This window comes from Agarivorans sp. Toyoura001 (genome assembly GCF_005405585.1).
Classification (GTDB): domain Bacteria; phylum Pseudomonadota; class Gammaproteobacteria; order Enterobacterales; family Celerinatantimonadaceae; genus Agarivorans.
The window spans coordinates 538,533-560,896 of record NZ_BJEQ01000001.1 but is presented as its reverse complement, the minus strand read 5'-3'; the positions used below and the strand labels follow the sequence as shown (position 1 = coordinate 560,896).

The window sequence follows — 22,364 nt, the reverse complement described above, 5'->3', positions numbered from 1 at the left end:
GGCCAGCTACTGGAGCTGGCCTAAAAACCGTCAACCTATTTTAGGACGGGTCAAAATAAAGTTTATTTGGCTTTAGCTGCTTTATCTTCGTGAGGTAATACCAAGTTAAGAATAATGGCCACAATGCCACACAGGCCAACACCTTTAAGAGTAAATTCACCGAGGCCAACAGCCATGCCACCAATACCAAATACTAAAGTGACTGACACAATCACAAGGTTACGTGGAATAGACAAATCCACTTGCTTGTTAATTAGGGTATTTAAGCCAATTGCTGCAATCGCACCAAATAGCAGGCACATAATGCCGCCCATTACTGGCACCGGAATAGACAATAACAAGGCACCCGTTTTGCCGATAAATGCTAAACCAATGGCAAATACTGCTGCCCAAGTCATGATGATAGGGTTGTAGGTTTTAAGCAGGCTTACCGCGCCGGTTACTTCGCCGTAACTTACTACCGGTGGCGCACCAAAGCTGGCGGCTGTCATGGTGGCTAAACCGTCGCCTAATAATGAGCGGTGAATCCCTGGGTTTTCCACAAAGTTTTTGCCAGTCACATTAGAAATAGCCAGTATGTCGCCAAAGTGTTCAATAGTAACAATTAAGCCGATAGGCGCGATAAACAAAATGGCCTGCCAGTTGAATTCAGGCGTAACAAATTCTGGTATCGCAAACCATGCGGCACTAGCTACTGCACTAAAGTCAACTAAACCAAAGAACAAACTCAATACATAGCCCACAGCTACACCACTGATAATAGGCATTAATTTGAGCATGCCTTTAGCAAAGATAGATACCACAATGGTGGTAAACAACGATGCTAAAGAAATCAGCAAGGCGATGTCTTGCTCTACTAAAACTGCCGAGCCATCGCCTGTTTTACCTAAGGCCATATTTACAGCAACCGGGGCTAAGCCTAAACCAATGACCATAATCACTGGGCCAACCACTACCGGCGGTAAAAAGCGCTCAATAACCTTAACACCGCGTACTTTTACAATGGCACTAATAATAATGAACATAAGGCCTGCAGCCATTAGGCCACTTAAGGTCGCGGGTAAACCAAACTGCTGAATACCTAAAATAATTGGTCCGATAAAGGCGAATGAGCTGCCCAGAAAAATAGGAATTTGGCGACGCGTACAAAACTGAAAGATTAGCGTACCTATACCTGCACCCAATAAGGCGAGGTTAGGGCTAATGCCTGTTAGTAGTGGTACCAAGGTAGTAGCACCAAATGCAACCAGTAGCATTTGCGCACCAAGTAGTGGGGTGTTCATCCGTTTTGTCTCCCTGAACAAAAAAATTCATCTAGTGTAAGCCGAAGGGCGTGATAAAAAAATGATCAAGGTGCTTAGTCTAGAAAAAAGTCTTTGTTTTATTATAGTTGCGCGATCTTTTAGACTTATGTAGCGGTTTGGTTCAAAGTAATCGAAAACCTTAGGAGGTAATGTGGCTAAAGCAAACAAGAATAAAGTCTCTGATGAAGTGGTGGCAACGGCAGACGCCTTAACCAAGGCGAACCAACGCCCTGGCCAAACTAAAGAGCAAAACAAATTAATCTCGGCGGGTATTCAAAAAGGCATTGAGCAGTATAAAAAGCAACACAAAGCCAAAATGCGCGAAGCCGACAAACAGCGTAAAAAGCAATCGAGTAAAAACGCGGAGCAATGCGCTGGTGCTGATCACTTAGCAGAAGCTAAAGATAATACTAAGCCATCTATATTGCCTTGGGTGTTACTGGGCTTGTCATGGTTAGGTTTTGCTGCCTATGTTTATAGTTATTCGCCAAGCTAGGAGAGCATGATGCGTGGCCAGCAAATACTCATTAGACCTTACCTACCAGAAGATGCCATTGCTCATGCTGAGGCCGTGCGTGAAACCGCTGCTGGCGGGCACCGCTGGTTAGATTGGATGGAAGAAGATTACCCAGAAGAAGAGAGTCGATCTTGGCTAGCACTGAGCCAAGCGGCGATAGCTAAAAACATTGCTTTTGATATGGGGATTTTTGCCAATCAAGGTGGACAGTTTTTAGGTGCTATTGCTATTAACCGCATTGAGTGGAATTACCGCGCAGCTAATTTGGGCTATTGGGTAAGAGACAGTGCCAGTGGTAAAGGTATTGCTACCGAAGCGGTGCGTTTAATGGCCGATTACGCTTTTAATGGCTTGCAGCTAAATCGCTTAGAATTAGTGATTGCCGAGCAAAACATTGCCAGCCGTCGAGTGGCTGAAAAAGCCGGCGCACATTACGAAAGCTTAGCTAGGTCACGAGTTATTGATTTTGGCCAACCCTGCCACGCAGCGATTTATTCATTGATCGCCGATGACTTGGCCGCGCCGCAATAAGCTAATTGTCGATACTTTTTAAGGTGCTGCTACTGCGGCTGCGTTGGTTAATAAACTTCAGCATCGATTTGCCCAATAGCCACGGTAAGTCTTGGTTTACCGCTTGGTAACCTAAGTGACTAGCAACATGGTTGGTAAATTGGCTCCAACCTACATTGGCTAAGCGCCAGGCAACGCTTTTTTGCTGCGAAGCATCAATAAACAAATGCACAATGGCGCGAAACCGAGGGGACTCTAAACTGTCGAGCCAAGTCAGCCGCAAACTCTCGCGTGAACTTAAATCCAAATGTTGGATAAAGTTTTGAGTTAAACGGCTATTTACCGCAGAAGTAATAGATTGCAGGGTAGGGAAGCACTCATTGAGTTCTGCTTGGCTAATGCCACACTGCCTAGCAATGTTGCCCATTTCTATTTGTTGCCAATCGCCTTCAAGCAAAAATGCCAATACCTGATCAAGGATCCGTTCCTTAAGTTGTTGCTGTGGCGACAAGCTGACTGGGGACATGATTCGCTTCCTGCGAAAGAGCCCAAGTGTTAGCTTGTGCTCATGGGCTCGTTAAATCGCTCAGGAAAGTCACTGATAACCATATCTAGCCATGGTAACAATGCGGTGATTTCGGTGGGCTCATTTACAGTGTATGTAGACAAACGATAACCCGCCAGTTTGATTTGTTTGGCCTGGGCAACGCTCAAGGTCTTATAGTCGCAATGGCAGGCTAGCGCATTAATGTCTTGAAGTTGTTGCTGCCAATTCTCGGGGATTTCTTCATAGAGCTGGGCTAAGTCAAATTGGCTAGCATGGCGATGCATAAACAGTAACAATTGGTGATCGAAGCTAGAAATAAGCAAACGGTCGAGTGGAAAATCACAATGGGCTATTTCGGCGACTACAGCTTCAACCAATTGTTGACGCGGTTGGTTGTGATACTTCATCTCTAAGTTGAGCTTTAAGCCCAGCTTTTTGGCATGGATGAGGTACTGGCGTAAGCTTGGTAAGGCTTGGCCGGAAAACGAAGGAGAAAACCAAGCGCCAGCGTCTAGCGAATGTAGTTGCGCTAAGGTGTATTCGGTGGCTTTGCCGCTGCCATTGGTGCAACGTTCTAAATGCTCGTCGTGAAACACAATAGGCTGGTGGTCTTTGGTTAAAAAGGTATCAAACTCGACCCATTCTAGGCCTAACTCTGCGGCGCGGTCTAAGCCCGCGAGGGTGTTTTCCGGGGAGCTGCCTGCTACGCCACGGTGTCCTGCAATAACTGCCATGCTAATTCCTCTTTGGTTCTCAGGCGCATGCCATCAATCATTTTAGTGTAGCTGGGTAATGTAAGCAGGCAGTTATACATTTTTATGACACATTTAACAAATCGGCTCCACAATGTTTACAGTAATCAGCGTCGTGGTCGTGACCAGCGCGTTCACAGTGCACACAACGGTGTTCACTTTGCTCACGGCGCATCTCATTAACTAGCTCTGCACCTACAATGCCGGTAGGCACGGTAATAATCGAAAAACCGGTAATCATGACCAAGGCTGCCAGTGCTTGGCCTAGAGGTGTGGCAGGAGAAATATCGCCATAACCTACAGTAGTAATGGTGACAATGGCCCAATAAATACTGCGAGGAATGCTAGTGAAGCCATTTTCTGGCCCTTCAATGGCATACATTAAGGCACCATAAATAGTGGTGGTTAAACAAATACAAAATAAGAATACTAAAATCTTACGACGAGCCAGCATCAGTGCTCGCAATAGCACGTTGGCTTCACTCATATAACGCACTAGTTTTAATACGCGAAGTATCCGTAGGATCCGCAATAAGCGAAATAGCAGCATTACCTGCGCAGCGGGGTAGAGCAGGGCTAAATAAGTGGGCAAAATTGCCAGCAAATCGACCACACCATAAAAACTCTTGGCATATTCTTTAGGTTGCGGCGAGCAGTATAAACGGGCGATATACTCGAGGGTGAAAAACACCGTAAATACCACTTCAATGGCGATAAACCAGGTGTGGTAGAGCTGTTCAAACTCACTCACTGAATCGATAATTACCACGATGACACTGCTGATAATGGCGCTTACTAGCAGTAAATCAAAGCGCTTTCCGGCTGGGGTATTGTAGCCAAAAATTATATCGTAAAGCCGTTTTTGCATAGGGCTTTGGGTAGTGGGTTCACTAGACACAGAGTTCATCCTTGAAGGTTTTAATAGGCTAAGTATATCGATAAATGTTTGAATTTGAAGTGAGTCGCTAAACTCCCGCTAAATATCTATCCTGTCTATTTAGCCGAATGCTTGTGGCTAATATTTGTGTTTTTTGTTCCATTTTTATATTGATACAGTAGCGCATCTAAAATTATGGCATCAAGTGAGACACAACTATGACATCAGTATTAACGCTTAAATCAAGTATTTTGGGAGAGCACTCAAGCTCATCGGCACTGATTGACCAACTGAGTAATCGTTACATTGCGCAACATGCAAAGGTGGTGAGTCGAGATTTAGCCGCAGAGCCTCTGCCGGTGTTGAGTGCTGAAGTAATCTCGGCACTGCAAGGTGGGGATGAACTAAGCGAACAACAGCGGAAAGTATTCGCTTTATCAAACAGTTTAGTGGATGAGCTTAAAGCCGCCGATGTGGTGGTGATTGCTGCGCCAATGTATAACTTTTCGATTCCTACACAGTTAAAGAATTGGCTAGATTTAGTGGTGCGAGCTGGACTTACTTTTCAATATAGCGAACAAGGCCCAGTTGGTTTGATAAAGGATACGAAAGCGATTGTGGTCACGACACGAGGCGGGATTCATAAACACGCTGCTACCGACACTCAAATTCCTCACTTAATGGTAGTGCTAGGATTTTTAGGCATCACTGATGTTGAAGTGGTTTATGCCGAAGCTTTGAGTATGGGTGATGAAACCGCCAAGCAGCAAATGGATGCCGCACAAGAGCAACTAGCTGCCCTCGTTTAGAGTGCAATTCTCCAACACAAAATCCTTAAACCTCTGATTGGCGCGCGACATATACGCATCGCGTCGCCAAGCCAGCCCTAGCTCTAAGTGAAACGGCGGATCAAAGCTTAGCGAATGCAGAGAGTCACCCGGTTGAACTACCATGCTAAGTAGGGTAGTTATGCCAAAATCTCTGGCAACAATCGACTTAATGAGCGGGATCAGGTTGGTTTGAAAAGAGACTTGTGGCACCTGTTGCTGTTCACGACTGATCTGTTCAATCACCTTATGGTGAAAGTACCCCTCGCGAAACAGCACCAATTCATGGTTTAGAAATTCGCGGTGGCTAATGCTGCTTTGTACGCTTAACGGATTATCTTGGCTGCAACAAGCCAGTAGTTCACCTTTGTAAATAGGTTCACAGTGCAGTTCTGGCGGCACATCTTGAGTGACAACAATGCCTAAATCGAGTTCACCGCTAAGCAATTTTTTCCTAACTAACTCGGTACCTGCATCAATCACAGAAAGGTTGAGTTGTGGGTAGAGACTTTTAAAACCCATGAGCAAGGGTGGAAAGAAATAAGAGCCCATCATGCTAGGGATCCCAATGGTTACGGTACCGCTGTCCAGCCCCTTTAGAGACTGCATCGCTTGCTCGGCGTCTTCAGCTTGTTTAAGCAGTTGAATGGCGTGTTGGTATAGTACTTTTCCTTCAGTACTTAAGCTGACATTTCGCTCGTTACGTTGTAGCAGTTGTATCGATAGTTGTTGCTCGAGTTTTTTGATTGTGGCGCTAATCGCTGGCTGGGCAACGCCCAACTGTTTAGCCGCTGCAGTAAAGCTACCCAGTTGCACCACACTGACAAACTGGCGTAATTGTCTTAATTCCACAATCATTGCTCATAAGTAAAAGTTATAGCTTCGATAATACTAATATATTTTATTTATTCAAAGCGGAGGCATAGCATTAGTACATCAGAGCGTGAAGAACGTGCTATTTAAGAGTGTGCTAATGAAGTATCAGCAAAACAGTAAAGGTTTTTGGCAAGTTACCGCTGCGGTGTCTACGGCCTCTTTAGTTACCTTCTTCAATCTTTACCTTGTTCAGCCTCTATTGCCTATTTTTGCTCAGAACTACGCTATTTCACCTTTAGCCGCTAGCGCCATGTTGTCGGCCGCTATGTTGGGTATGGCCTTGGGGTTATTATTCTTGGCCTCGCTGTCAGATGCCGTAGGTCGACGCAAAATTCTATTGGTATCGATTGCTGTTGTTCCGTGTTTAAGCCTGTTTATTGGCTTGGCTCATCCCCAGTCTTTTTATGCCATTATTGCGCTACGTTTTTTACAGGGCGTATGTTTAGCCGGTGTTCCTGCGGTAGCAATTGCTTACTTAGCCGAACAGTTAGACTCACGCGCGTTGATTAAAGCGGTGGGTATTTTTATTGCGGCTAACTCATTAGGCGGCATTGGCGGGCGCTTATTGGGCGGTTGGAGTGCCGACTTACTCGGTTCATGGCAAATGGCCTTTATCGTGGTGGCGCTACTGAGTTTATTAATGGTGGTGTTGGTGTTTGTATTGCTGCCACAAGAGTCAGCCCATACTCGCCAAACTTGGCGCTTATGTAGCAGCCTGGCGAACTATAAACGTCACCTAAGGAATCCCCAGTTAGTATGTGCTTACTTAGTGGGAGGGGTTGCCTTTGGCGTATTCATTAATCAATTTTCTTACCTGACTTTTATTTTGGCCGACGCACCGTATTCGCTACCTGCAAGCTTAACCTCTTTATTATTTTTAAGTTATTTAGGCGGTACATTTACCGCATCTTCAGCTGGGCGAATTGCTCAGCGTTACGGCAGCAAGTTATGTATTTTGCTGGGCTTGTTAGTTATGGCCGTTGCTAGTGCATTGAGTTTATTTGAGCCACTTTGGATGATCTTGCTGGCGATGGTGGTGTCTTCTATGGGTTTTTTCTTTAGCCATGCACAGGCCAGCGCTTGGGTGAATCAACACGCCACTAAAGCCAAGGCCAGCGCGTCGGCTTTATATACGATTAGTTATTATGTGGGGGCTGCTGGTGGCGGTGTGTTAATGCAACCATTTTATAGTGCTTGGGGCTGGCAGGGTATTGTGGCGTTTAATGTTAGTGCGTTGCTTGGTGTAACATTATTGGCTTATTTCATCTTAGAAAAACCGACAGACCAGCTTCATCCAGCTAATCCGTAAGTCATGTTTGTAACTGGTAATTTGGCTAAAGTACGCCGCCTAATCACACTGCTACCTGCTCATCAATAAGGCTATTTAACTCTCCACTAAATGGCTTTTTCTTGCTTATCTCTTTGTATTTATTGTTTTTTGTCAACAAAATGTCACATTTTGTTCGCAGTTATTGTGTTTTTCTGTCATCAATTCTCGTCAGGCTAGACCAGTTAATGGCGCCACTTCGTTGTGGCATTTTTTGTTTTCTCAGGGACGAGTATTATGAACCCCAATAAAATAATGTTAGTAGGCCTATGTGCGCTAAGTGCTAGCTCACAAGCCGATGTATTGATTAGTGAATACATTGAAGGAAGTAGTTTTAACAAAGCGATTGAAATTGCCAACTACGGCGACCAAGCGGTGGATTTAGCCAGTGCTAATTACCAGCTTCGTTTGTTCTCAAATGGTGCCACTAGTGCTACCAACACCCAAGATTTAAGCGGTGTTTTAGCACCTGGCGACACCTTGGTATATGTAAATAGCAATGCAGTTATTGGCAATAATGACAATGCTTTAATTCCTGTAGGCGTAGGTATTGAATCAAGCGTGGTTAACTTTAATGGCGACGATGCGCTTGGTTTGTATGCCAACGATGTATTAGTGGATCGTGTTGGCCAAATTGGCGTGCGAGAAACTTGGAGTGATGGTGGTGCGTCTACTAAAGACCAAACCTTACGCCGTTTAGACGAAAGCACGCCAGACAACAATAATAGCCAAGAGTTCGTGATTTCCTCACGCTGGTTTAACTACGCTAAAGACACCGTTAACGGCTTAGGTTGTATTGGCCAACAAGCTTGTGACGACACTGGCGGTCCAATTGACCCGCCGGTTTCAGACATCGGTCAATGTGGTGACCCTAGTACGGCTATTCACAGCATTCGTTCTGGCAACATATTAGGTCAAGAGATTGTTGTAGAAGCGGTGGTGGTGGGTGATTTCCAAGGGAATGGAACGGATAACCAATTGTCTGGTTTTTTTGTTCAACATGCCAATGCTAACTGGGATGCTGACGCTCAAACCTCAGAAGGTATTTTTGTCTACCACTTTAATGACCCCGTTACCGTGGGCCAACGCGTTAGAGTACAAGCTACCGTGGCTGAGTATAGCGGTGGCAATCAGCTTAAAGATGTGGCGGCTTTATTGGTGTGTGGCAATGAGGATTTGCCTAGCGCAACAACACTAACGTTACCCTTAGTAGACCAAGACTTATATCACTTAGAAGGCATGCGTGTCAGCCTGCCGCAAACCTTGCACGTTACCCCTGCTTACACCTTTAACCGTTATGGTGAGTCGGTGTTGTCGTTAGGTAAACGCTTTAAATCAACACAAGTATACCCAGCAAATACGCCTGAAGCGGCAGCCTTGGCTGACGCTAACATGCTTAACCGATTGGTATTAGACGATGGTTTAAGCTCGCAAAACCCAGACGAGATCAGCTACTTTCCTAACTTTTCTGCTTTGAACAGCTTACGCGCAGGCTCACAGATGACGGGCGTAGAAGGGGTGATTAATTACAGCTTTGGTCAGTTCCGTGTGCAGCCAACAGCGCTTCCAACTGTGATTGATGCTAACCCAAGAACGGCGATTCCAGAGCTTGATGAACTCGGTAACCTTAGTGTTGCCAGTTTTAACGTGCTTAACTTCTTCACCGATTTGGACATTGATAATGCGACGGATTTTCGTGGTGCAGATACCGCAGAAGAGTTCGAGCGTCAGCGAGCTAAAATAGTGTCGGCCATGGTTGCCATGAATGCCAACGTTGTGGGTTTGATGGAAATTCAAAACAATGGCTTTGCAGCAGACAGTGCGATTCAAAACCTGATTGACGCCGTGAATGCGCAATTGCCAGAAGCACAGCATTATGTTGCAGTTAAACCCCAAGTTGATCGTATCGGTAACGATATGATTGCAGTGGGCATCATTTACCAACCAGAAGCGGTGCAAGCCAATGGCGATGCAGAGCTAATTCGCGCTTACCCATTTGATGCTGATACAGCTAAACATCGCGTTCCATTGGTGCAACAATTTAGCATGGTAGATGGCGGCGAAAGCTTTTACGTTGCGGTAAACCACTTTAAGTCTAAAGGCAGCAATTGTAACGCTTTAGGTGATCCAGACATGGGCGATGGGCAAGGTAACTGTAACGGCCAACGAACCTTAGCTGCGCAAACTCTAAGCCAGTTCTTTAGCGAAAAACAAAATGTACTGCTTTTAGGAGACTTTAACGCCTACGCCAAAGAAGACCCCATGTTAGCCTTTGAAGCTGCAGGCTTTAACAACCTAGTTCCAATGTTTGAAGCCAACAGCTATTCATACTATTACGATGAAGAAGCCGGCAGCTTAGACCATGCTTTAGCCGATGCGGCCTTAACGGCGCGGGTATTAGATGCCACCGATTGGCACATTAATGCCGACGAACCTACAGGCCTGGATTACAACACTGAATACAAATCAGATGCGCAATTGGCTAATTTTTACGCCCCAAATGCTTACCGCGCATCAGACCATGATCCTGTGGTGATTAGTCTAGATATGCGCAGCGCAGGTACCATTAGTGTTGCGGCTCAAACCAACTTGGTTGAAGGAATCACAAGCTCATTAGTATTTGAGCGCCTAGAGGGTGATTTTGGTGAAGTAGTGGTGAATTACCAAGTTGTTGCAGGCAATGCCGATGCTAGCGATTTAGCGCTAGTAAGCGGGGAGCTTGTTTGGGGGGCAGACGACATGAGCAGCCAAACGCTTAGCCTTGCTGCCTATGCCGATGAATTGGCAGAGGGCCAAGAAACGGCCTACCTAATGCTAAGTATTGAACAGGGCTCTGCTAAATTGGCCGTATCACAAGTAGAGCTGTTGATTGACGACGCTACCGCGTTAACAGTGTCTATGGCGCAAGCGCAAATAGAAGTAGACGAAGCCGCTGGCAGCATAAATATTCCAGTGGTGCTTAATGGTGAAGCCACTAGCAAGACCAGTGCTTGGGTATTAGTCCTGCCGTCTTCTGCTAGCTGGCGTGATTACCGCGCACCGTTTATTCAACGAGTTACTTGGAATGAAGGTGAAAGCGGTGCTAAAAACGTTCAAGCTCGCATCGTTGATGATCGCCGCAGCGAAGCTGAGGAGCGCTTTAAGGTACTGTTATTCGGTGCTTACCCAACGGCACTAGGCAATATAACTAGTACTTGGGTCACCATTAAAGATAACGATTAAACGCTAGATGTAGCCAATAAAAAAAGGCGAGCTAATCAGCTCGCCTTTTGTTTGAATTGCTTTAACAAGGCCTAGCGTTTGCTGGCAACAATGCTATAAACCAAAGGTGATTCGTAATGCTCGTGCTCATAAATAAACTCACCGCTTTGGCGTTCTTTTAAACCCTCAAAACAGTTGTAAGGGCTATAGTCATACTCATTCAGCTGCTCAATCACCAAGCCTGCTTTTATTAATGCATTCACTACGTCTGATACAGGGTGACCCCAGGTTAACATAGGGCTTACTTCGCCATCATCGTTCTCGGTGTAGGTGCCTTCTTCGTCTAAATCTGCGTCTTCTCGGTGAAAATAGCCATAACCGCTAATTAAGTCGTGTACTGGGTGAAACTCGGCTAAACACAACTTGCCGCCCGCCTTTAAGCTATTGGCCACTACTTGCGCCCATTGGTCTATATCAGGTAACCAGCATAACGCCCCGTAAGAGACAAAGACCCAATCATGAATAGGCTTAGTTTCCTCGCCATAGTGGTAAACATCATCACAAATAAACTCGGCCGTTAAGTTTGTTTTCTGGGCGAGCTCTTTGGCTTGGTTAATCGCTTCGCTGGATAAATCTACCGCTGTGACTTCTGCGCCTAAACGTGCCCAAGAAAGGCTGTCTAAACCAAAGTGACATTGCAGGTGCAGCAGTTTTTTGCCCGCTACATCGCCCATTAGATCTAGCTCGATAGATTTAAGCGAGCTATTGCCCGCGATAAAGCTAGGCGCGTCGTAAAACTCAGAATCTACATGCAGCTCGGTACGTTTATCCCAAGCGGCTTTGTTTAAGGCTAAATAATCCATCGCAGTTACTATTTAAAAGGTGACAATGCAGTAAGTGTACCCAAATTTTGAATAGTTTAGTGGATAAAAAGGGCTCTGCGGCAAAGTTTTTATGATGAATTGTACCGATATATCTTAGTGTTCGCGATTAACGAAGCGATGGTGATTCACCAATAGATCTTCTAGCAAAATAACACCTAAGCAGACGCCGTTCGCTCCTTCTACCACTACGACAGTATTAGGTTTGCTTATGAACTGTGTGAGTAGCAACTCAAAAGATGTATCCATGTCTACAGGTAAATGATCTTTATGCATGACTTGGTGAACCCGTTTGTTTAAGGTCATTAAATCTCGATTCTGCTCGCCTTTAGTATTTAGGTAGGGACTAACGGCTGCGTTTACATCGCTTTGATGCAATACCCCAATACATCGACTTTTCTCGGTAACTAATAAGTACTTTGAATTATGCTTTTTAAGCTTTTCAAGTGCAGTTTTTAGTTTGTCGTCAGGGCCAACTTTGGGGAGTTCTCTTTGCATTATGGTTTGAGCGTTAACAATGTCATCTTTGTGAACATACTGAGTCAGCTGCGGGTAAATATTATCTTCACCATCAGCCAGTATATCTTGCAGGCTTCTAGGCTTACTAAAAATATAACCCTGTAACATATCCACATTTAATTTAGAGAGTAAAAAGAGTTCCTCTTTTGTCTCTACGCCCTCTGCAATGACTTGCCCGCCCATTTTATGGGTGAGCTTACAGAGCATATCTATCATCGAATACTCATTCGACTGCTCGGTTAAACCTGATACAAAGGAGCGGTCAATCTTAACTATATTTACCGGAATTTGCCGCAAATAGGAAAATGAAGAATATCCTGTTCCAAAATCATCGAGAGCAATCGCAATATTATGTGCTTTTAGCTTATCTAACCATTCAGAGTGGTAGTAAGAGTCATCAAAATAGGCAGACTCGGTAAGCTCAAGAGTGATTAGGCTCAAGTCAATACCACTATTCTCAAAAATAGTTAAGGTGTCTTCTAAACAACAGTGTGAAACGCGGTCATTTACCACTGAACGATTGATCGACATGCCTAGCCTAGCGCTGTGGTAGTGTTTTTGTAAAATGGGTAAATCGTTTAAAGCTTGTTTTGTTACTGCAGCGTCAACTTGGTCTATCCAGCTGTATTCTTCAGCAATTTCAATCAGCTCTTGCACATTATAAGGGACTTTTGTGTCTAACTTGATTCTAAACAAGGCTTCAAATTTCGCTATTTTTAGCGAGGGTGTAGCGACAATGGGTTGATAATAAACTTCTATTTTATTTTCTGTTAATGCTTGCTTGAGTAAAGCAGCTAAAATCGACTTTCTGTCGAAACGCTTGGCTAAGCGTCGGTCAAAATAATACAAGGACGATCCATTATCTTGAGGGTTAGCAATGAGTGCCTGAGTGGCATGGCTTAGCAATTGAATCGGTGAAGTCGCATCAATTTGCAGTACCGATACACCACCGTTCACTGTGGCAGATAAGCCTATATCTTCATTGCTGTTGTTTCCTTCAAGGGCTTTCATTGCTTGCTTTAAAGTGGTTTCAATGTCTTCCATTTTTTTAGGTACCACCCAGTATGCAGAAAACATTCTGGCATTAAGTATTCCAAGGTGACCTTGCGAAACCAGGCTACTGAAGCGCTGAGCGATAAGCCATTGGCGAGTCATTGAGCTAGCGGTTTGGGCGAGGGAGACGTTAAACACTAAGCAAATAATGGTGACTTCGTTTCCGAGTTGTTGATAGTCAGCGTTGAGCTTTTTCGTAAAGGCATTTTTGTCGGGCACATGTACTTTGGTACTGCCATTGGGATCATCTTCATCCCAAAGGTCTGTTGCAGTATCTAAACGGTGACTAGAGGATACGTAAACATGGGTATCGCCGGGCAAGTCTATACGCTGTATTCGAGCTTCGTGAGCATACACTTCACCAAGTTTAGTTTTGGCCAGTAGCTCACCTGTCCAAATCTTATGTTGGTCAACATGTTGCCAAAGTTTCTGATAGAAGGTTTGGGTATAGCGGCCGCTTTTCATTATTGCTGCGGGTTGGCCTAGCAGCTCATGTTCGGGGTAGCCGGTGTTGCGACACATCGCTTGGTTCACTTTAAGAATGGTATGGTTTACATCCGCAATCATGAACCCTTCATTCGATTTGTTGAATATGCTTTTAAGAAACTCCAGCTCTTGTTGCTTAGTGAGAAAGTATTGTTTTAGCTCTATTGTTCCGGTGACTTCTTTATTATCTGCCGTTGACCCATCAATAACTATTTCAGCAATATAGCGATGTTGATAGGCGTTAAGTACCGCCGTTTGAATGATTGACTCGCCGGTTTTTAAAGCCAGTTTGATGTGCTTTTTTAGCTGCGTTAGTTGTGCTTTCTCAAAGGCAGCGAATAGTTGAGATAGGGTGAGAATGGTCTGATTTGGGTAGCCCAGTGTTGATATAAGCTGTTGTGGGCAGTTGAATTGGTTTGTATCAAGATTTATTGACCACGCTTGTGGAGTAAATCCTTTTACTCTTTGAAAGGCTGTATCATCTATTACCATTAACCCAATCCCTACCCATTATTACTAATGTCATCATTCCAACATCAAACCTAGCAATAGATTCATTAGAGACTATTAACAATAGCAAATACTTAGAACTTAACTGATTAATTACTTAAGATAGCTATTTTTCCTTATAACACTCAAATCAACCTATAACTTAAACTTATAGGTGCGGGTTTCTGCTTTCTTATATTCCTCGTTAATCTACACCCATCAACGAAATGCAGACTCAACAAACCAAGGGTGAAATGATGAACAAAACACTTATTGCACTAACTATCGCAGCGTCAACTTTCGGCATCTTGCAAACAGCCAACGCGTGTACTACTGCGGCTTATCACAACGGCGAAGCACAAGTTACTGTTCGCACTATGGATTGGAACGGCTACGACAACGCCACTGTGGTAGGCAAGGGGCGTGGCATGGAACATAGCTACAGCGACACCGATGGAGTAAGCACTAAAGCCAAATACGCCGCTATTAAAATTGAATCATTCGCCGATGCAACGGTAGCAGAAGGCATCAATGAGGAAGGCCTTGAAGCGCGTATTTTGTACCTAAGTACTGCTGCTGGCACCGAGTTTCAACAAGATGTTGCAGGCACGCCAAATGTAGATGCTGGCCAAGTTCCTAACTTTGTATTAGATAACTTTGCTAGCGTGGCCGAAGCGCTAGAAGGCTTAAAAGCGGTAGATGTTATTCCTACTGGCATTACCGGCATTCCAGGTCATGAAAATGAAGCCTTATACCCACCGGTGCATTACCAGCTGGTGGATGCCACAGGTGATGTAGCGGTAGTAGAGTACATTGGCGGTGAAATGAAAGTGTATACCGAGCACGGCGCCAGCTATATGAGCAACGACCCAGCTTTTGATTTCCACTTAAACTTAGACAAAGAGCAAGTAGAGCCAAATTCCACCATTCGTGCTTCCGACCGTCGTTTACGTGCCAAGTTAATCACTGAAGATTTATACCAGCGTGGTGTTACCGACAGCCAACAAGCGCTTGTCTCGATGAAGGCGACCCAAGCAACTATTTTCTCAGGCTATAACGAACAAGACCCCTACGCCGATAATGCTACTTTCCCCAGCTTATGGACCGTGTTCACCGACCGTACCAACAAAACCATAATGTTGGACCGCGCGCATACCTTTGCGGTAGAAAGCTACAGCTTTGAAATGTTTGACACAAGTGAGCCTGCACGAGTGGTATTGGGCGAGAACCCAACACCGAACGCTAACTTTACCAAGTCTTTAACAGAAAAATAAATTCATAAGCACATGAACAAGGCGGCCTCGGCCGCCTTTGATGGATAAGCCACCTTGCGAATGAAAATAGTGCAACCTACTTAGTACATAGCGCGTATCATAGGCTCTCTCCTTTCTACCCCTGGGTTGTTTATGTCATTTAGTGCCTTAGGCTTGTCTGATGAACTATTAAAAGCCGTCGCCGAACTCGGTTACACCAAGCCATCACCGATACAAACCGCAGCCATTCCGGCAGCGCTTAAGCAACAAGATATTATGGCAATAGCGTCGACAGGCACGGGTAAAACTGCGGGTTTTACATTGCCGGTTGTACAGCTGTTAGCAGGCGGGTTTCAACCGCAGCCTAAGCATATACGCGCCTTAATACTAACACCAACGCGCGAGCTAGCAGCTCAAGTCGCGGAGAGTGTAAAAAACTACAGCCAATACATGAACCTTAGCGCCGCCGCTGTATTTGGGGGCGTGAGAATAGAACCGCAAAAAGCCCAATTGCAAGAAGGGGCCGATGTATTGGTTGCCACACCTGGGCGCTTAATCGACCTTTATAATCAACAAGCAGTGAGCTTTGACCAGCTAGAAATATTGGTGCTAGACGAAGCTGACCGCATGTTAGATTTAGGCTTTATTGACGAAATGAGCCACATACAAACATTGCTACCTAGCAAACGCCAAACCTTACTGTTTTCTGCCACCTTTTCTAAACAGATTAAATCACTTGCCAAAGGCATGTTAAACAATCCGCAGTTGATTGAAGTGGCCAGCGAACAAAGCAACATTGATAAAATCAAACAAAGGCTATATTCAGTAGACAAAGCACGAAAAAGTGAGTTGTTAATACACCTGATAAGAAAGAATAAGTGGCGACAAATCTTGGTTTTTAGCCGCACTAAAGTGGGTGCTGACGCTCTGGTTACTCAGTTAGAAAAGGCCCGAATCAGCGCTGCCTCTATTCACGCAAATCGTACCCAACATGCTCGAACCCAAGTATTAGAAGGTTTTAAAAGCGGTAGTATAAAAGTGCTGGTGGCTACTGATATCGCGTCTCGTGGTATTGATGTAAGCCAACTGCCTTGTGTGGTGAATTTCGATCTCCCTTACGAGGCAGAAGACTACATACACCGCATTGGTCGCACAGGCCGTGCTGGCAACTCGGGGGTGGCCATTTCATTGTTTTGTGAAGAAGAAACCAAGCGCTTACACGCTATTGAATCCTTAATTGGCCGTAAGCTATCGGGAGAAATTGTTAAAGGTTTTGCTCCTAAACCAAAAGCTATTGCACATTCAGCAGATGACGACGAATATGGCAACTTTGAACCCGACCCAGAGCCGCAAGGCAAGGGCAAAGGGCGCGGTGGTAAGTCATCAAATAAAAAGGGTAATAAGCGCAGGTAAGGTGCTATTAGCAATTTGCTAAACAAAAGCTGTTACGCGTACGAGCGATAGCCTAAGTTGCTTCTAGTTTTATTCTTAAATGAGATTTTTTGCTGGTTTTTCGACGCAGCACTTTACAATTTTTGTTTCTACAAACATCTGATTTCTTCTTAAGTTTATTGTCAGTTCTTGGCTTAGGTAGCTGATGATTCGAGAAAAAAATGATAATCTCACTTCCAATAAATGTGTGTTGAGAGGAAAGGGCCTTTGTTTAAACAAGAAATTTTTCCTCTTAATAAACAGTTATGCAGTTATCAAAATTCAGATTAGATATTAAGGTTTAAGGAAAGTTATGAATTGTACAAGTTGTAATAATGGAGCTTTATTTCCTAGTTTTATTGATGGCCAGTTTCGAGCACATACGTGTTCAAATTGTGGTGGAAACTGGGTTTTAATTGAAGATTATGTTTCTTGGAAAGAAAGGAACGAAGACTACAACTTTTCTGAAGATATCTCGATTGAAGAATCAGAAATCACAGATACCAAAAAAGCAATTCTGTGTCCGTCTTCAGGAACAATAATGCGAAAATTCAGAGTATCTTCTGAAAATGAACATAAAATTGATTACAGTTCTGTTGTTGGTGGGTTGTGGTTAGATAAAGGTGAATGGGAGTTATTAAAGAGTGAGGGATTAGCTGGTTGCTTAAATGCCGTAGTCACACAAAACTGGCAGCGCAATATTCGTAAAGACAGTGCAAAACAAAACTTCTCTGATATTTATGAAGCTAAATTTGGTAATGAAACATACGCTAAGCTGAAAGAAATGCGTTCTTGGTTAAAGTCTCAAGATCATAAAGCAGATTTGAGAGCGTATCTTTTAGCTGAAGATCCTTATTCAGCAGAAAAGTAGTCAAGCAACAAAACAAGAGACTATGGCATCAATAGCTACTATGGATTAGTTGTTGTCGATGTTTAAATCAAAGTCATAGTCATCAAATCTGGTCGTCTACTTTTTTTCAATACCCAACTCCGCGCGTTTCTTCTTGGTCAGCCCTGAGGCAACAATCCGATAAGATTCCGACAGATAATATTCAAGTTCTTCATCTAACTCACTGGATGTATCGGTTTGTTGGATCCATTTCATACCCCTGCTGGCAAAGTAAGGGGCAGGGCGGTGGCCTTCTGATTCAGATAGATAGTCGAAGTTAAGATCGGATGTTTTAAAGGTAAATGCTGGCTTATCTTCTTTTAAGGTAAAACCAATGGCGAACACTTTGCCGCCCACTTTCCATACATGCGCCCCTCCCCATTGCACCACGTAAGTGGTGGCGACCAAAGCTCCACAAAACTGATTAAATTGCTGATGATCCATTGGTACTCCTTGCGATGAGTGTTTGTATAGCTAAGTAAACGGGGCAGGCTATATTGCCTGCTCAATATGGCTTTTGGGTAAGGCTAAACTAATCACGCTAGTTATTACCAGCATGCCAAAGCTCACCCACAAACAAGCGGCTAACCCGGCCATTTGAAACACTACGCCAGACAGTATTGTGCCAAGCAAGCGGCCCATGGCATTAGCCATGTAGTAAAAACCTACATCCATAGATACGCCGTCTTCGCTGGCATAACTTACCACTAGGTAGGAGTGCAGCGACGAGTTAACCGCGAACACTAATCCAAAGATTAGCAAGCCAACAATAATCGTTAATTGTGGTTGCCAGCCTAGTTGAATGAGGTAAGCGAGTACACCAGTGACTGCACTGAGTATTAGTACCCAACTAAGAACCGAAGAGCGACCTGGCACTTTACCTGATTTACTGCCTGTAATTCGTGGTGCAAAACCTTGTACCACGCCATAGGCCACCACCCAGCAAGCCATAAAACTGCCGGTTTGTATGTGCGACCAATCTAAGCTTGCACTTAAAAATACCGGTAGGGCGACGACAAACCATACATCACGAGCGGCAAACAAAAATAAACGTGCCGCTGCCAGAATGTTAATTTGTGGGCTTTTAGAGAATATTTGCGAAAACTTAGGTTTGCTTTTGGCTTTGCCTAAGTCTTTTTCTAGCAGCTTTAAGCTTAATAGCAGCACCACAAACAATACCGCCGCCATGGCCAGCATCGATAGCTGAAAGCCAATTAAGTTAAGCAGCGCACCACCTAGAAAAAAGCCAAAGCCTTTTAGGGCGTTTTTTGAGCCCGTTAAAATAGCCACCCACTTGTATAGGCTATGTTGTTGGTCGCCGCTCACCAAGCCTTTAATGGAGCTTTTGGCGCTCATTTTATTTAGATCTTTAGCTATGCCCGACAAGGCTTGCGCTGCCATAACTAAGGGAATAGATAAAAACGCAGAGGGCAAACCCAATGCCAACAATGCAACAATTTGCATGGCCAAGCCAATGTTCATGGTGTGGTTAAGGCCAATACGCGCCCCTAACCAGCCACCAATTAAATTGGTTACTACCCCAAAAAACTCGTAAAACAAGAACAGCATGGCAATCGCAATCGCCGAATAACCTAGCTGGTGAAAATACAGCACTACCAGCATGCGCAATGCACCGTCGGTAATGGTGAAGTTCCAATAGTTAAAAGTAACTAATAGGTATTGTTTAAGTTGTTGAGGTAGTGCTTTTATCATGTTTGCCTAGGGCCTGTTGATCTTTGGTGTTGAAATTTTGTTCGAGATAAGCGGGCTTTAATTGCGGCGAGCACTTTGAAGCCTAGTGGGCTAAGCGAGAAGTGCTCAACAAAGAGTAAAGTTCGCTTATCTGAACCCTTCGGACAGCATTTATTAGCCATTTATTCAGCGTTAGCGAGTGATTATTAAGCCCACTTAAATTCACACTCACTGCCTTGCCTAAATGGCTAATAAATTGCTGCAAAAAACATCAGCAAGGTTCAACAGGTCCTAGCTTTTATCTGCTAAACCAACTTTGCGAATAAGCTCGCTGGTGCGGGTTGCGTAGCCCATCTCATTGTCGTACCAGGCATACACTTTAAGCATGCGTTTGCCCACCATCATGGTGGATTGCGCATCTACAATGCTAGAGCGTTGGTCACCTTTGTAGTCAATAGAAACTAGCGGCTTTTCTTCGTAACCCAAAATACCTTTTAGCTCGCCTTCGGCTGCTTGTTTAAATAAGCTGTTTACTTCTTCAGCGGTAGTATCACGCTCTAGAGTGAATACCATGTCGGTAAGAGACGCATTGGCTAAGGGGACGCGTACAGCATGTCCGTTTAGCTTGCCGTCTAACTCTGGGAAAATGTCGCAAATTGCTTTAGCGCTGCCGGTAGTGGTAGGTATTAACGATATGCCACAAGCGCGGGCGCGGCGTAAGTCTTTATGCGGTGCATCCAAAATGGTTTGGGTATTGGTTAAATCATGGATGGTGGTCATGCAGCCAGACTCAATGCCCAAGTGCTGTTGAATCACCTTAATTACTGGCGCCAAACAGTTGGTGGTACAAGATGCGGCAGTAACAATTTGGTGTTGGCTAGGCTCAAAAATATCGTCGTTCACCCCCACAACAATGTTGGCTACACCGTCTTCTTTAACCGGCGCAGATACCACAACACGTTTCACGCCCTGGGCTAGGTAAGGTGCTAATTTGGCTTTAGAGCGGTGAACACCGGTAGACTCTAGTACCACATCACAGCCCGACCAATCTACTTTGCTTAAGTCTTTTTCTTGGTAGCATTTAATGGTGTTGTTGTTAATCACAATGCCTTCGGCGTTGTGCTCAACGCTGTGGTGCCAGCGCCCTTGTACTGAATCAAACTCGAGTAAATGGCCCAGTGTTTCGGCATTGCCCGCAACATCGTTAATCATTACAAACTCAAGTTCTGGCCAGTCGTATGCGGCGCGTAGCGCTAAGCGACCAATGCGGCCAAAGCCGTTAATTCCTACTTTAATCGTCATTTAAGGTGGTCCTATTTGGCGAATTGCTGAATGTAGCTAAGTTGTGCGGGAACCGTGAAGGCGTTAGGGCGTTGCGCTTTAACTTTTGCAATGGCGTCGTCTAGTTCAAAACCCATGGCTAACATAATGCGCGCGGCTAACATGCCAGTGCGGCCGCTGCCGCCTTTACAATGAATTGTCAGGTTCATGCCATTGTTTAGCAGTTGTAAAAAGCGCGGCAGTAAGGTTTGAAGCTGTTCTTCCCAGGCTGCATCGGGAACGGTGTCGTCGGCCAGTGGTAAATGAAACCACTGCATATCGTAAGTAACGGCATGCTTTGGTAAATCATCTAAGTTGTTATCTGCCAGCTCTTGCTTGGTCATCATTGTGATAAGTGCAGGGCTATTTTTATAGCAAAGTTGCTGCAGTGAAGTAGATAAATCTACACCTTTAGTACCCGGGCAAGGGGTTAACAATAATTGAGCGCTATCGCTAACATCAACGGCAAAAACAGGATGTGAAGACATAAACGTACCTTAATCTTGATTAACAAATGGGGTGGTTAAATTGGGATTAGCCAACTCTCTAATTCGAGTAATTGGCTGGTTGATATAACTGGGGTTTGCCACGCGAGTGGTAGACAGCGTTTGTGCTACCCACTTTGGTAGCAGTGGATTTAAATGGTAAAAAACCTGTTGACCTTTGCGAGTGGTAGACAGCAATTTGCAGTCTCTTAGCAGCGCCAAATGGCGTGAAACCTTAGGTTGGCTTTCTTCTAGAGCCACACATAGCTGATTAACGCTAAGGCGTTGTTCATCTTCAATCAGCATTAAAATCTGTAGCCGAGTATTGTCACTAAACTGCTTAAATACATCGATAGGGGCTATTTGTAAGGCTGCTGCAGGGTTGTGGTTAAAACGCACAAACTCTGCAAGGCGCAACTCTAATTCAACAAAGACTTGCTCAAATAAAGCATCGCCATTTTCTGCGGCAGGATCAGGTAAATTCCAATGCAAAATTGCCGCATCATTAGGCAGTAGGGCACATTCTTGTTTGGCGCTATCACACAAAGTGATAATAAAGTTAAACAGCACAGGTTGGCCTTTTTGCCGCTGCAGTTGATTCTCTAGCTGTTGAATGGTTTTACTGCTTAAAGCCTTACCACTCAAGCCTTGTTGTGTTAGTAGCGTAAGAGTGCGCGGGTCAATCCCTTTGGGGTGCGTACCGGCACTGTAAGCTATAAAGTGCTTAGCGTAACGCTGGTTAACTATCGCTTCTGCTAACTGAGAGCGAGCAGCATTTGCAGTACACAAAAACAACACAGACAACATGAATAAGACCAAATATGTGAAAAATCGTATATATGATATTTCGTATATTGGGTGGTAGCAAGTTTTTTTGCACTTATTATATGGGGGTCTGTAGGTTTTACTTACAGTGCGATTTTTTACAATCGGATGTAATTCTTATAGATCAAGAGCTTATCTATTTACGATGGTTTCTCGCCATTATGGTGGGATCTTATAACTCGTTTGGCTTAGTTTTATTACTTTGAAGTTGGTGAGTATACAAAGTGCACAACCTAACTCATCTTTGCTGAATCTTAATACTTATGACGTACAATCAAAAGGTTCTATCTTCCAGCGAGGTCA

20 protein-coding genes are annotated in these 22,364 nt (G+C 44.4%); 8 read left to right on the top strand and 12 right to left on the bottom strand.

Annotated elements, in window-relative coordinates; translation table 11 throughout:
- Positions 1–62 precede the first annotated feature (62 nt).
- Positions 63–1,283, bottom strand: coding sequence for a uracil-xanthine permease family protein (locus tag FFR00_RS02595; RefSeq protein ID WP_137671794.1), 1,221 nt, complete (start codon positions 1,281–1,283; stop codon positions 63–65).
- Positions 1,284–1,455: 172 nt separating this feature from the next.
- On the opposite strand from FFR00_RS02595, the gene FFR00_RS02590 reads away from it, so the two are divergent.
- Together FFR00_RS02590 and FFR00_RS02585 are read left to right on the top strand one after the other, a co-directional pair.
- Positions 1,456–1,800: a DUF2956 domain-containing protein gene (locus FFR00_RS02590; RefSeq protein ID WP_137671793.1), complete on the top strand. Its 345-nt coding sequence runs from the start codon at positions 1,456–1,458 to the stop codon at positions 1,798–1,800.
- Positions 1,801–1,806: 6 nt separating this feature from the next.
- Positions 1,807–2,352 carry a GNAT family N-acetyltransferase gene (locus tag FFR00_RS02585; protein WP_137671792.1) on the top strand — a complete coding sequence of 182 codons (546 nt, stop codon included), beginning with the start codon at positions 1,807–1,809 and terminating at the stop codon, positions 2,350–2,352.
- A gap of 1 nt (position 2,353) precedes the next feature.
- On the opposite strand, the gene FFR00_RS02580 is transcribed toward FFR00_RS02585, so the two are convergent.
- From FFR00_RS02580 to FFR00_RS02570, 3 genes are all read right to left on the bottom strand, one after another.
- On the bottom strand, positions 2,354–2,857 hold the full coding sequence (locus FFR00_RS02580) for a TetR/AcrR family transcriptional regulator (protein WP_137671791.1): 504 nt from the start codon (positions 2,855–2,857) through the stop codon (positions 2,354–2,356).
- 29 nt (positions 2,858–2,886) lie between these two features.
- Positions 2,887–3,612 carry a glycerophosphodiester phosphodiesterase family protein gene (locus tag FFR00_RS02575; RefSeq protein ID WP_137671790.1) on the bottom strand — a complete coding sequence of 242 codons (726 nt, stop codon included), beginning with the start codon at positions 3,610–3,612 and terminating at the stop codon, positions 2,887–2,889.
- A gap of 82 nt (positions 3,613–3,694) precedes the next feature.
- Complete coding sequence (locus FFR00_RS02570; protein ID WP_373681401.1) at positions 3,695–4,528, bottom strand: ion transporter; 834 nt, start codon at positions 4,526–4,528, stop codon at positions 3,695–3,697.
- Positions 4,529–4,725: 197 nt separating this feature from the next.
- Between FFR00_RS02570 and FFR00_RS02565 the strand changes: the two genes are divergently transcribed.
- Positions 4,726–5,316 (top strand): FMN-dependent NADH-azoreductase, encoded by a 591-nt coding sequence (locus FFR00_RS02565; RefSeq protein WP_137671788.1) that lies wholly within the window; start codon positions 4,726–4,728, stop codon positions 5,314–5,316.
- Here the strand turns inward: FFR00_RS02565 and FFR00_RS02560 are convergent.
- Complete coding sequence (locus FFR00_RS02560) at positions 5,299–6,186, bottom strand: LysR family transcriptional regulator (protein WP_137671787.1); 888 nt, start codon at positions 6,184–6,186, stop codon at positions 5,299–5,301. The genes FFR00_RS02565 and FFR00_RS02560 overlap by 18 nt on opposite strands.
- Before the next feature lie 121 nt (positions 6,187–6,307).
- Here FFR00_RS02560 and FFR00_RS02555 point away from each other — a divergent pair, with 121 nt between their 5' ends.
- Together FFR00_RS02555 and FFR00_RS02550 are read left to right on the top strand one after the other, a co-directional pair.
- Positions 6,308–7,519 (top strand): MFS transporter, encoded by a 1,212-nt coding sequence (locus FFR00_RS02555; protein ID WP_137671786.1) that lies wholly within the window; start codon positions 6,308–6,310, stop codon positions 7,517–7,519.
- A 255-nt stretch (positions 7,520–7,774) separates the two neighbouring features.
- Positions 7,775–10,759 (top strand): ExeM/NucH family extracellular endonuclease, encoded by a 2,985-nt coding sequence (locus FFR00_RS02550; RefSeq protein ID WP_137671785.1) that lies wholly within the window; start codon positions 7,775–7,777, stop codon positions 10,757–10,759.
- 71 nt (positions 10,760–10,830) lie between these two features.
- Here FFR00_RS02550 and FFR00_RS02545 read toward each other — a convergent pair whose 3' ends face one another.
- Both FFR00_RS02545 and FFR00_RS02540 read right to left on the bottom strand, forming a co-directional pair.
- On the bottom strand, positions 10,831–11,601 hold the full coding sequence (locus FFR00_RS02545) for a class I SAM-dependent methyltransferase (protein ID WP_137671784.1): 771 nt from the start codon (positions 11,599–11,601) through the stop codon (positions 10,831–10,833).
- A gap of 114 nt (positions 11,602–11,715) precedes the next feature.
- Positions 11,716–14,169, bottom strand: a complete 2,454-nt coding sequence (locus FFR00_RS02540; RefSeq protein WP_137671783.1) for an EAL domain-containing protein — start codon at positions 14,167–14,169, stop codon at positions 11,716–11,718.
- Positions 14,170–14,420: 251 nt separating this feature from the next.
- On the opposite strand from FFR00_RS02540, the gene FFR00_RS02535 reads away from it, so the two are divergent.
- From FFR00_RS02535 to FFR00_RS02525, 3 genes are all read left to right on the top strand, one after another.
- Complete coding sequence (locus FFR00_RS02535) at positions 14,421–15,440, top strand: linear amide C-N hydrolase (protein WP_235836138.1); 1,020 nt, start codon at positions 14,421–14,423, stop codon at positions 15,438–15,440.
- Between the two features lie 132 nt (positions 15,441–15,572).
- Positions 15,573–16,832: a DEAD/DEAH box helicase gene (locus tag FFR00_RS02530; protein WP_137671782.1), complete on the top strand. Its 1,260-nt coding sequence runs from the start codon at positions 15,573–15,575 to the stop codon at positions 16,830–16,832.
- Positions 16,833–17,163: 331 nt separating this feature from the next.
- Positions 17,164–17,721: a zf-TFIIB domain-containing protein gene (locus FFR00_RS02525; RefSeq protein ID WP_137671781.1), complete on the top strand. Its 558-nt coding sequence runs from the start codon at positions 17,164–17,166 to the stop codon at positions 17,719–17,721.
- Between the two features lie 96 nt (positions 17,722–17,817).
- Here FFR00_RS02525 and FFR00_RS02520 read toward each other — a convergent pair whose 3' ends face one another.
- The 5 genes from FFR00_RS02520 to FFR00_RS02500 all read right to left on the bottom strand — a co-directional run bounded on the left by FFR00_RS02520 (position 17,818) and on the right by FFR00_RS02500 (position 22,043).
- Positions 17,818–18,183: an MmcQ/YjbR family DNA-binding protein gene (locus FFR00_RS02520; protein WP_137671780.1), complete on the bottom strand. Its 366-nt coding sequence runs from the start codon at positions 18,181–18,183 to the stop codon at positions 17,818–17,820.
- Between the two features lie 48 nt (positions 18,184–18,231).
- Entirely contained in the window at positions 18,232–19,452 is a 1,221-nt protein-coding gene (arsJ, locus tag FFR00_RS02515; RefSeq protein ID WP_137671779.1) for an organoarsenical effux MFS transporter ArsJ, read from the bottom strand.
- Positions 19,453–19,722: 270 nt separating this feature from the next.
- Positions 19,723–20,733 carry an ArsJ-associated glyceraldehyde-3-phosphate dehydrogenase gene (locus FFR00_RS02510; protein WP_137671778.1) on the bottom strand — a complete coding sequence of 337 codons (1,011 nt, stop codon included), beginning with the start codon at positions 20,731–20,733 and terminating at the stop codon, positions 19,723–19,725.
- Between the two features lie 11 nt (positions 20,734–20,744).
- A complete protein-coding gene (locus FFR00_RS02505) occupies positions 20,745–21,239 on the bottom strand; it encodes a protein-tyrosine phosphatase family protein (RefSeq protein WP_137671777.1) in 495 nt (164 codons plus the stop codon).
- 9 nt (positions 21,240–21,248) lie between these two features.
- A complete protein-coding gene (locus FFR00_RS02500) occupies positions 21,249–22,043 on the bottom strand; it encodes a metalloregulator ArsR/SmtB family transcription factor (RefSeq protein ID WP_137671776.1) in 795 nt (264 codons plus the stop codon).
- Positions 22,044–22,364: the final 321 nt, after the last annotated feature.

Bases quoted from the DNA above. Each gene is read 5' to 3' on its own strand.
- FFR00_RS02525 (WP_137671781.1), top strand. From the start codon at position 17,164: ATGAATTGTACAAGTTGTAATAATGGAGCTTTATTTCCTAGTTTTATT.
- FFR00_RS02580 (WP_137671791.1), bottom strand. From the start codon at position 2,857: ATGTCCCCAGTCAGCTTGTCGCCACAGCAACAACTTAAGGAACGGATC.
- FFR00_RS02575 (WP_137671790.1), bottom strand. From the start codon at position 3,612: ATGGCAGTTATTGCAGGACACCGTGGCGTAGCAGGCAGCTCCCCGGAA.
- FFR00_RS02550 (WP_137671785.1), top strand. From the start codon at position 7,775: ATGAACCCCAATAAAATAATGTTAGTAGGCCTATGTGCGCTAAGTGCT.
- FFR00_RS02520 (WP_137671780.1), bottom strand. From the start codon at position 18,183: ATGGATCATCAGCAATTTAATCAGTTTTGTGGAGCTTTGGTCGCCACC.
- FFR00_RS02545 (WP_137671784.1), bottom strand. From the start codon at position 11,601: ATGGATTATTTAGCCTTAAACAAAGCCGCTTGGGATAAACGTACCGAG.
- FFR00_RS02500 (WP_137671776.1), bottom strand. From the start codon at position 22,043: ATGTTGTCTGTGTTGTTTTTGTGTACTGCAAATGCTGCTCGCTCTCAG.
- FFR00_RS02505 (WP_137671777.1), bottom strand. From the start codon at position 21,239: ATGTCTTCACATCCTGTTTTTGCCGTTGATGTTAGCGATAGCGCTCAA.
- FFR00_RS02585 (WP_137671792.1), top strand. From the start codon at position 1,807: ATGATGCGTGGCCAGCAAATACTCATTAGACCTTACCTACCAGAAGAT.
- FFR00_RS02510 (WP_137671778.1), bottom strand. From the start codon at position 20,733: ATGACGATTAAAGTAGGAATTAACGGCTTTGGCCGCATTGGTCGCTTA.
- FFR00_RS02595 (WP_137671794.1), bottom strand. From the start codon at position 1,283: ATGAACACCCCACTACTTGGTGCGCAAATGCTACTGGTTGCATTTGGT.
- FFR00_RS02565 (WP_137671788.1), top strand. From the start codon at position 4,726: ATGACATCAGTATTAACGCTTAAATCAAGTATTTTGGGAGAGCACTCA.
- FFR00_RS02540 (WP_137671783.1), bottom strand. From the start codon at position 14,169: ATGGTAATAGATGATACAGCCTTTCAAAGAGTAAAAGGATTTACTCCA.
- FFR00_RS02535 (WP_235836138.1), top strand. From the start codon at position 14,421: ATGATGAACAAAACACTTATTGCACTAACTATCGCAGCGTCAACTTTC.
- arsJ (WP_137671779.1), bottom strand. From the start codon at position 19,452: ATGATAAAAGCACTACCTCAACAACTTAAACAATACCTATTAGTTACT.
- FFR00_RS02555 (WP_137671786.1), top strand. From the start codon at position 6,308: ATGAAGTATCAGCAAAACAGTAAAGGTTTTTGGCAAGTTACCGCTGCG.
- FFR00_RS02530 (WP_137671782.1), top strand. From the start codon at position 15,573: ATGTCATTTAGTGCCTTAGGCTTGTCTGATGAACTATTAAAAGCCGTC.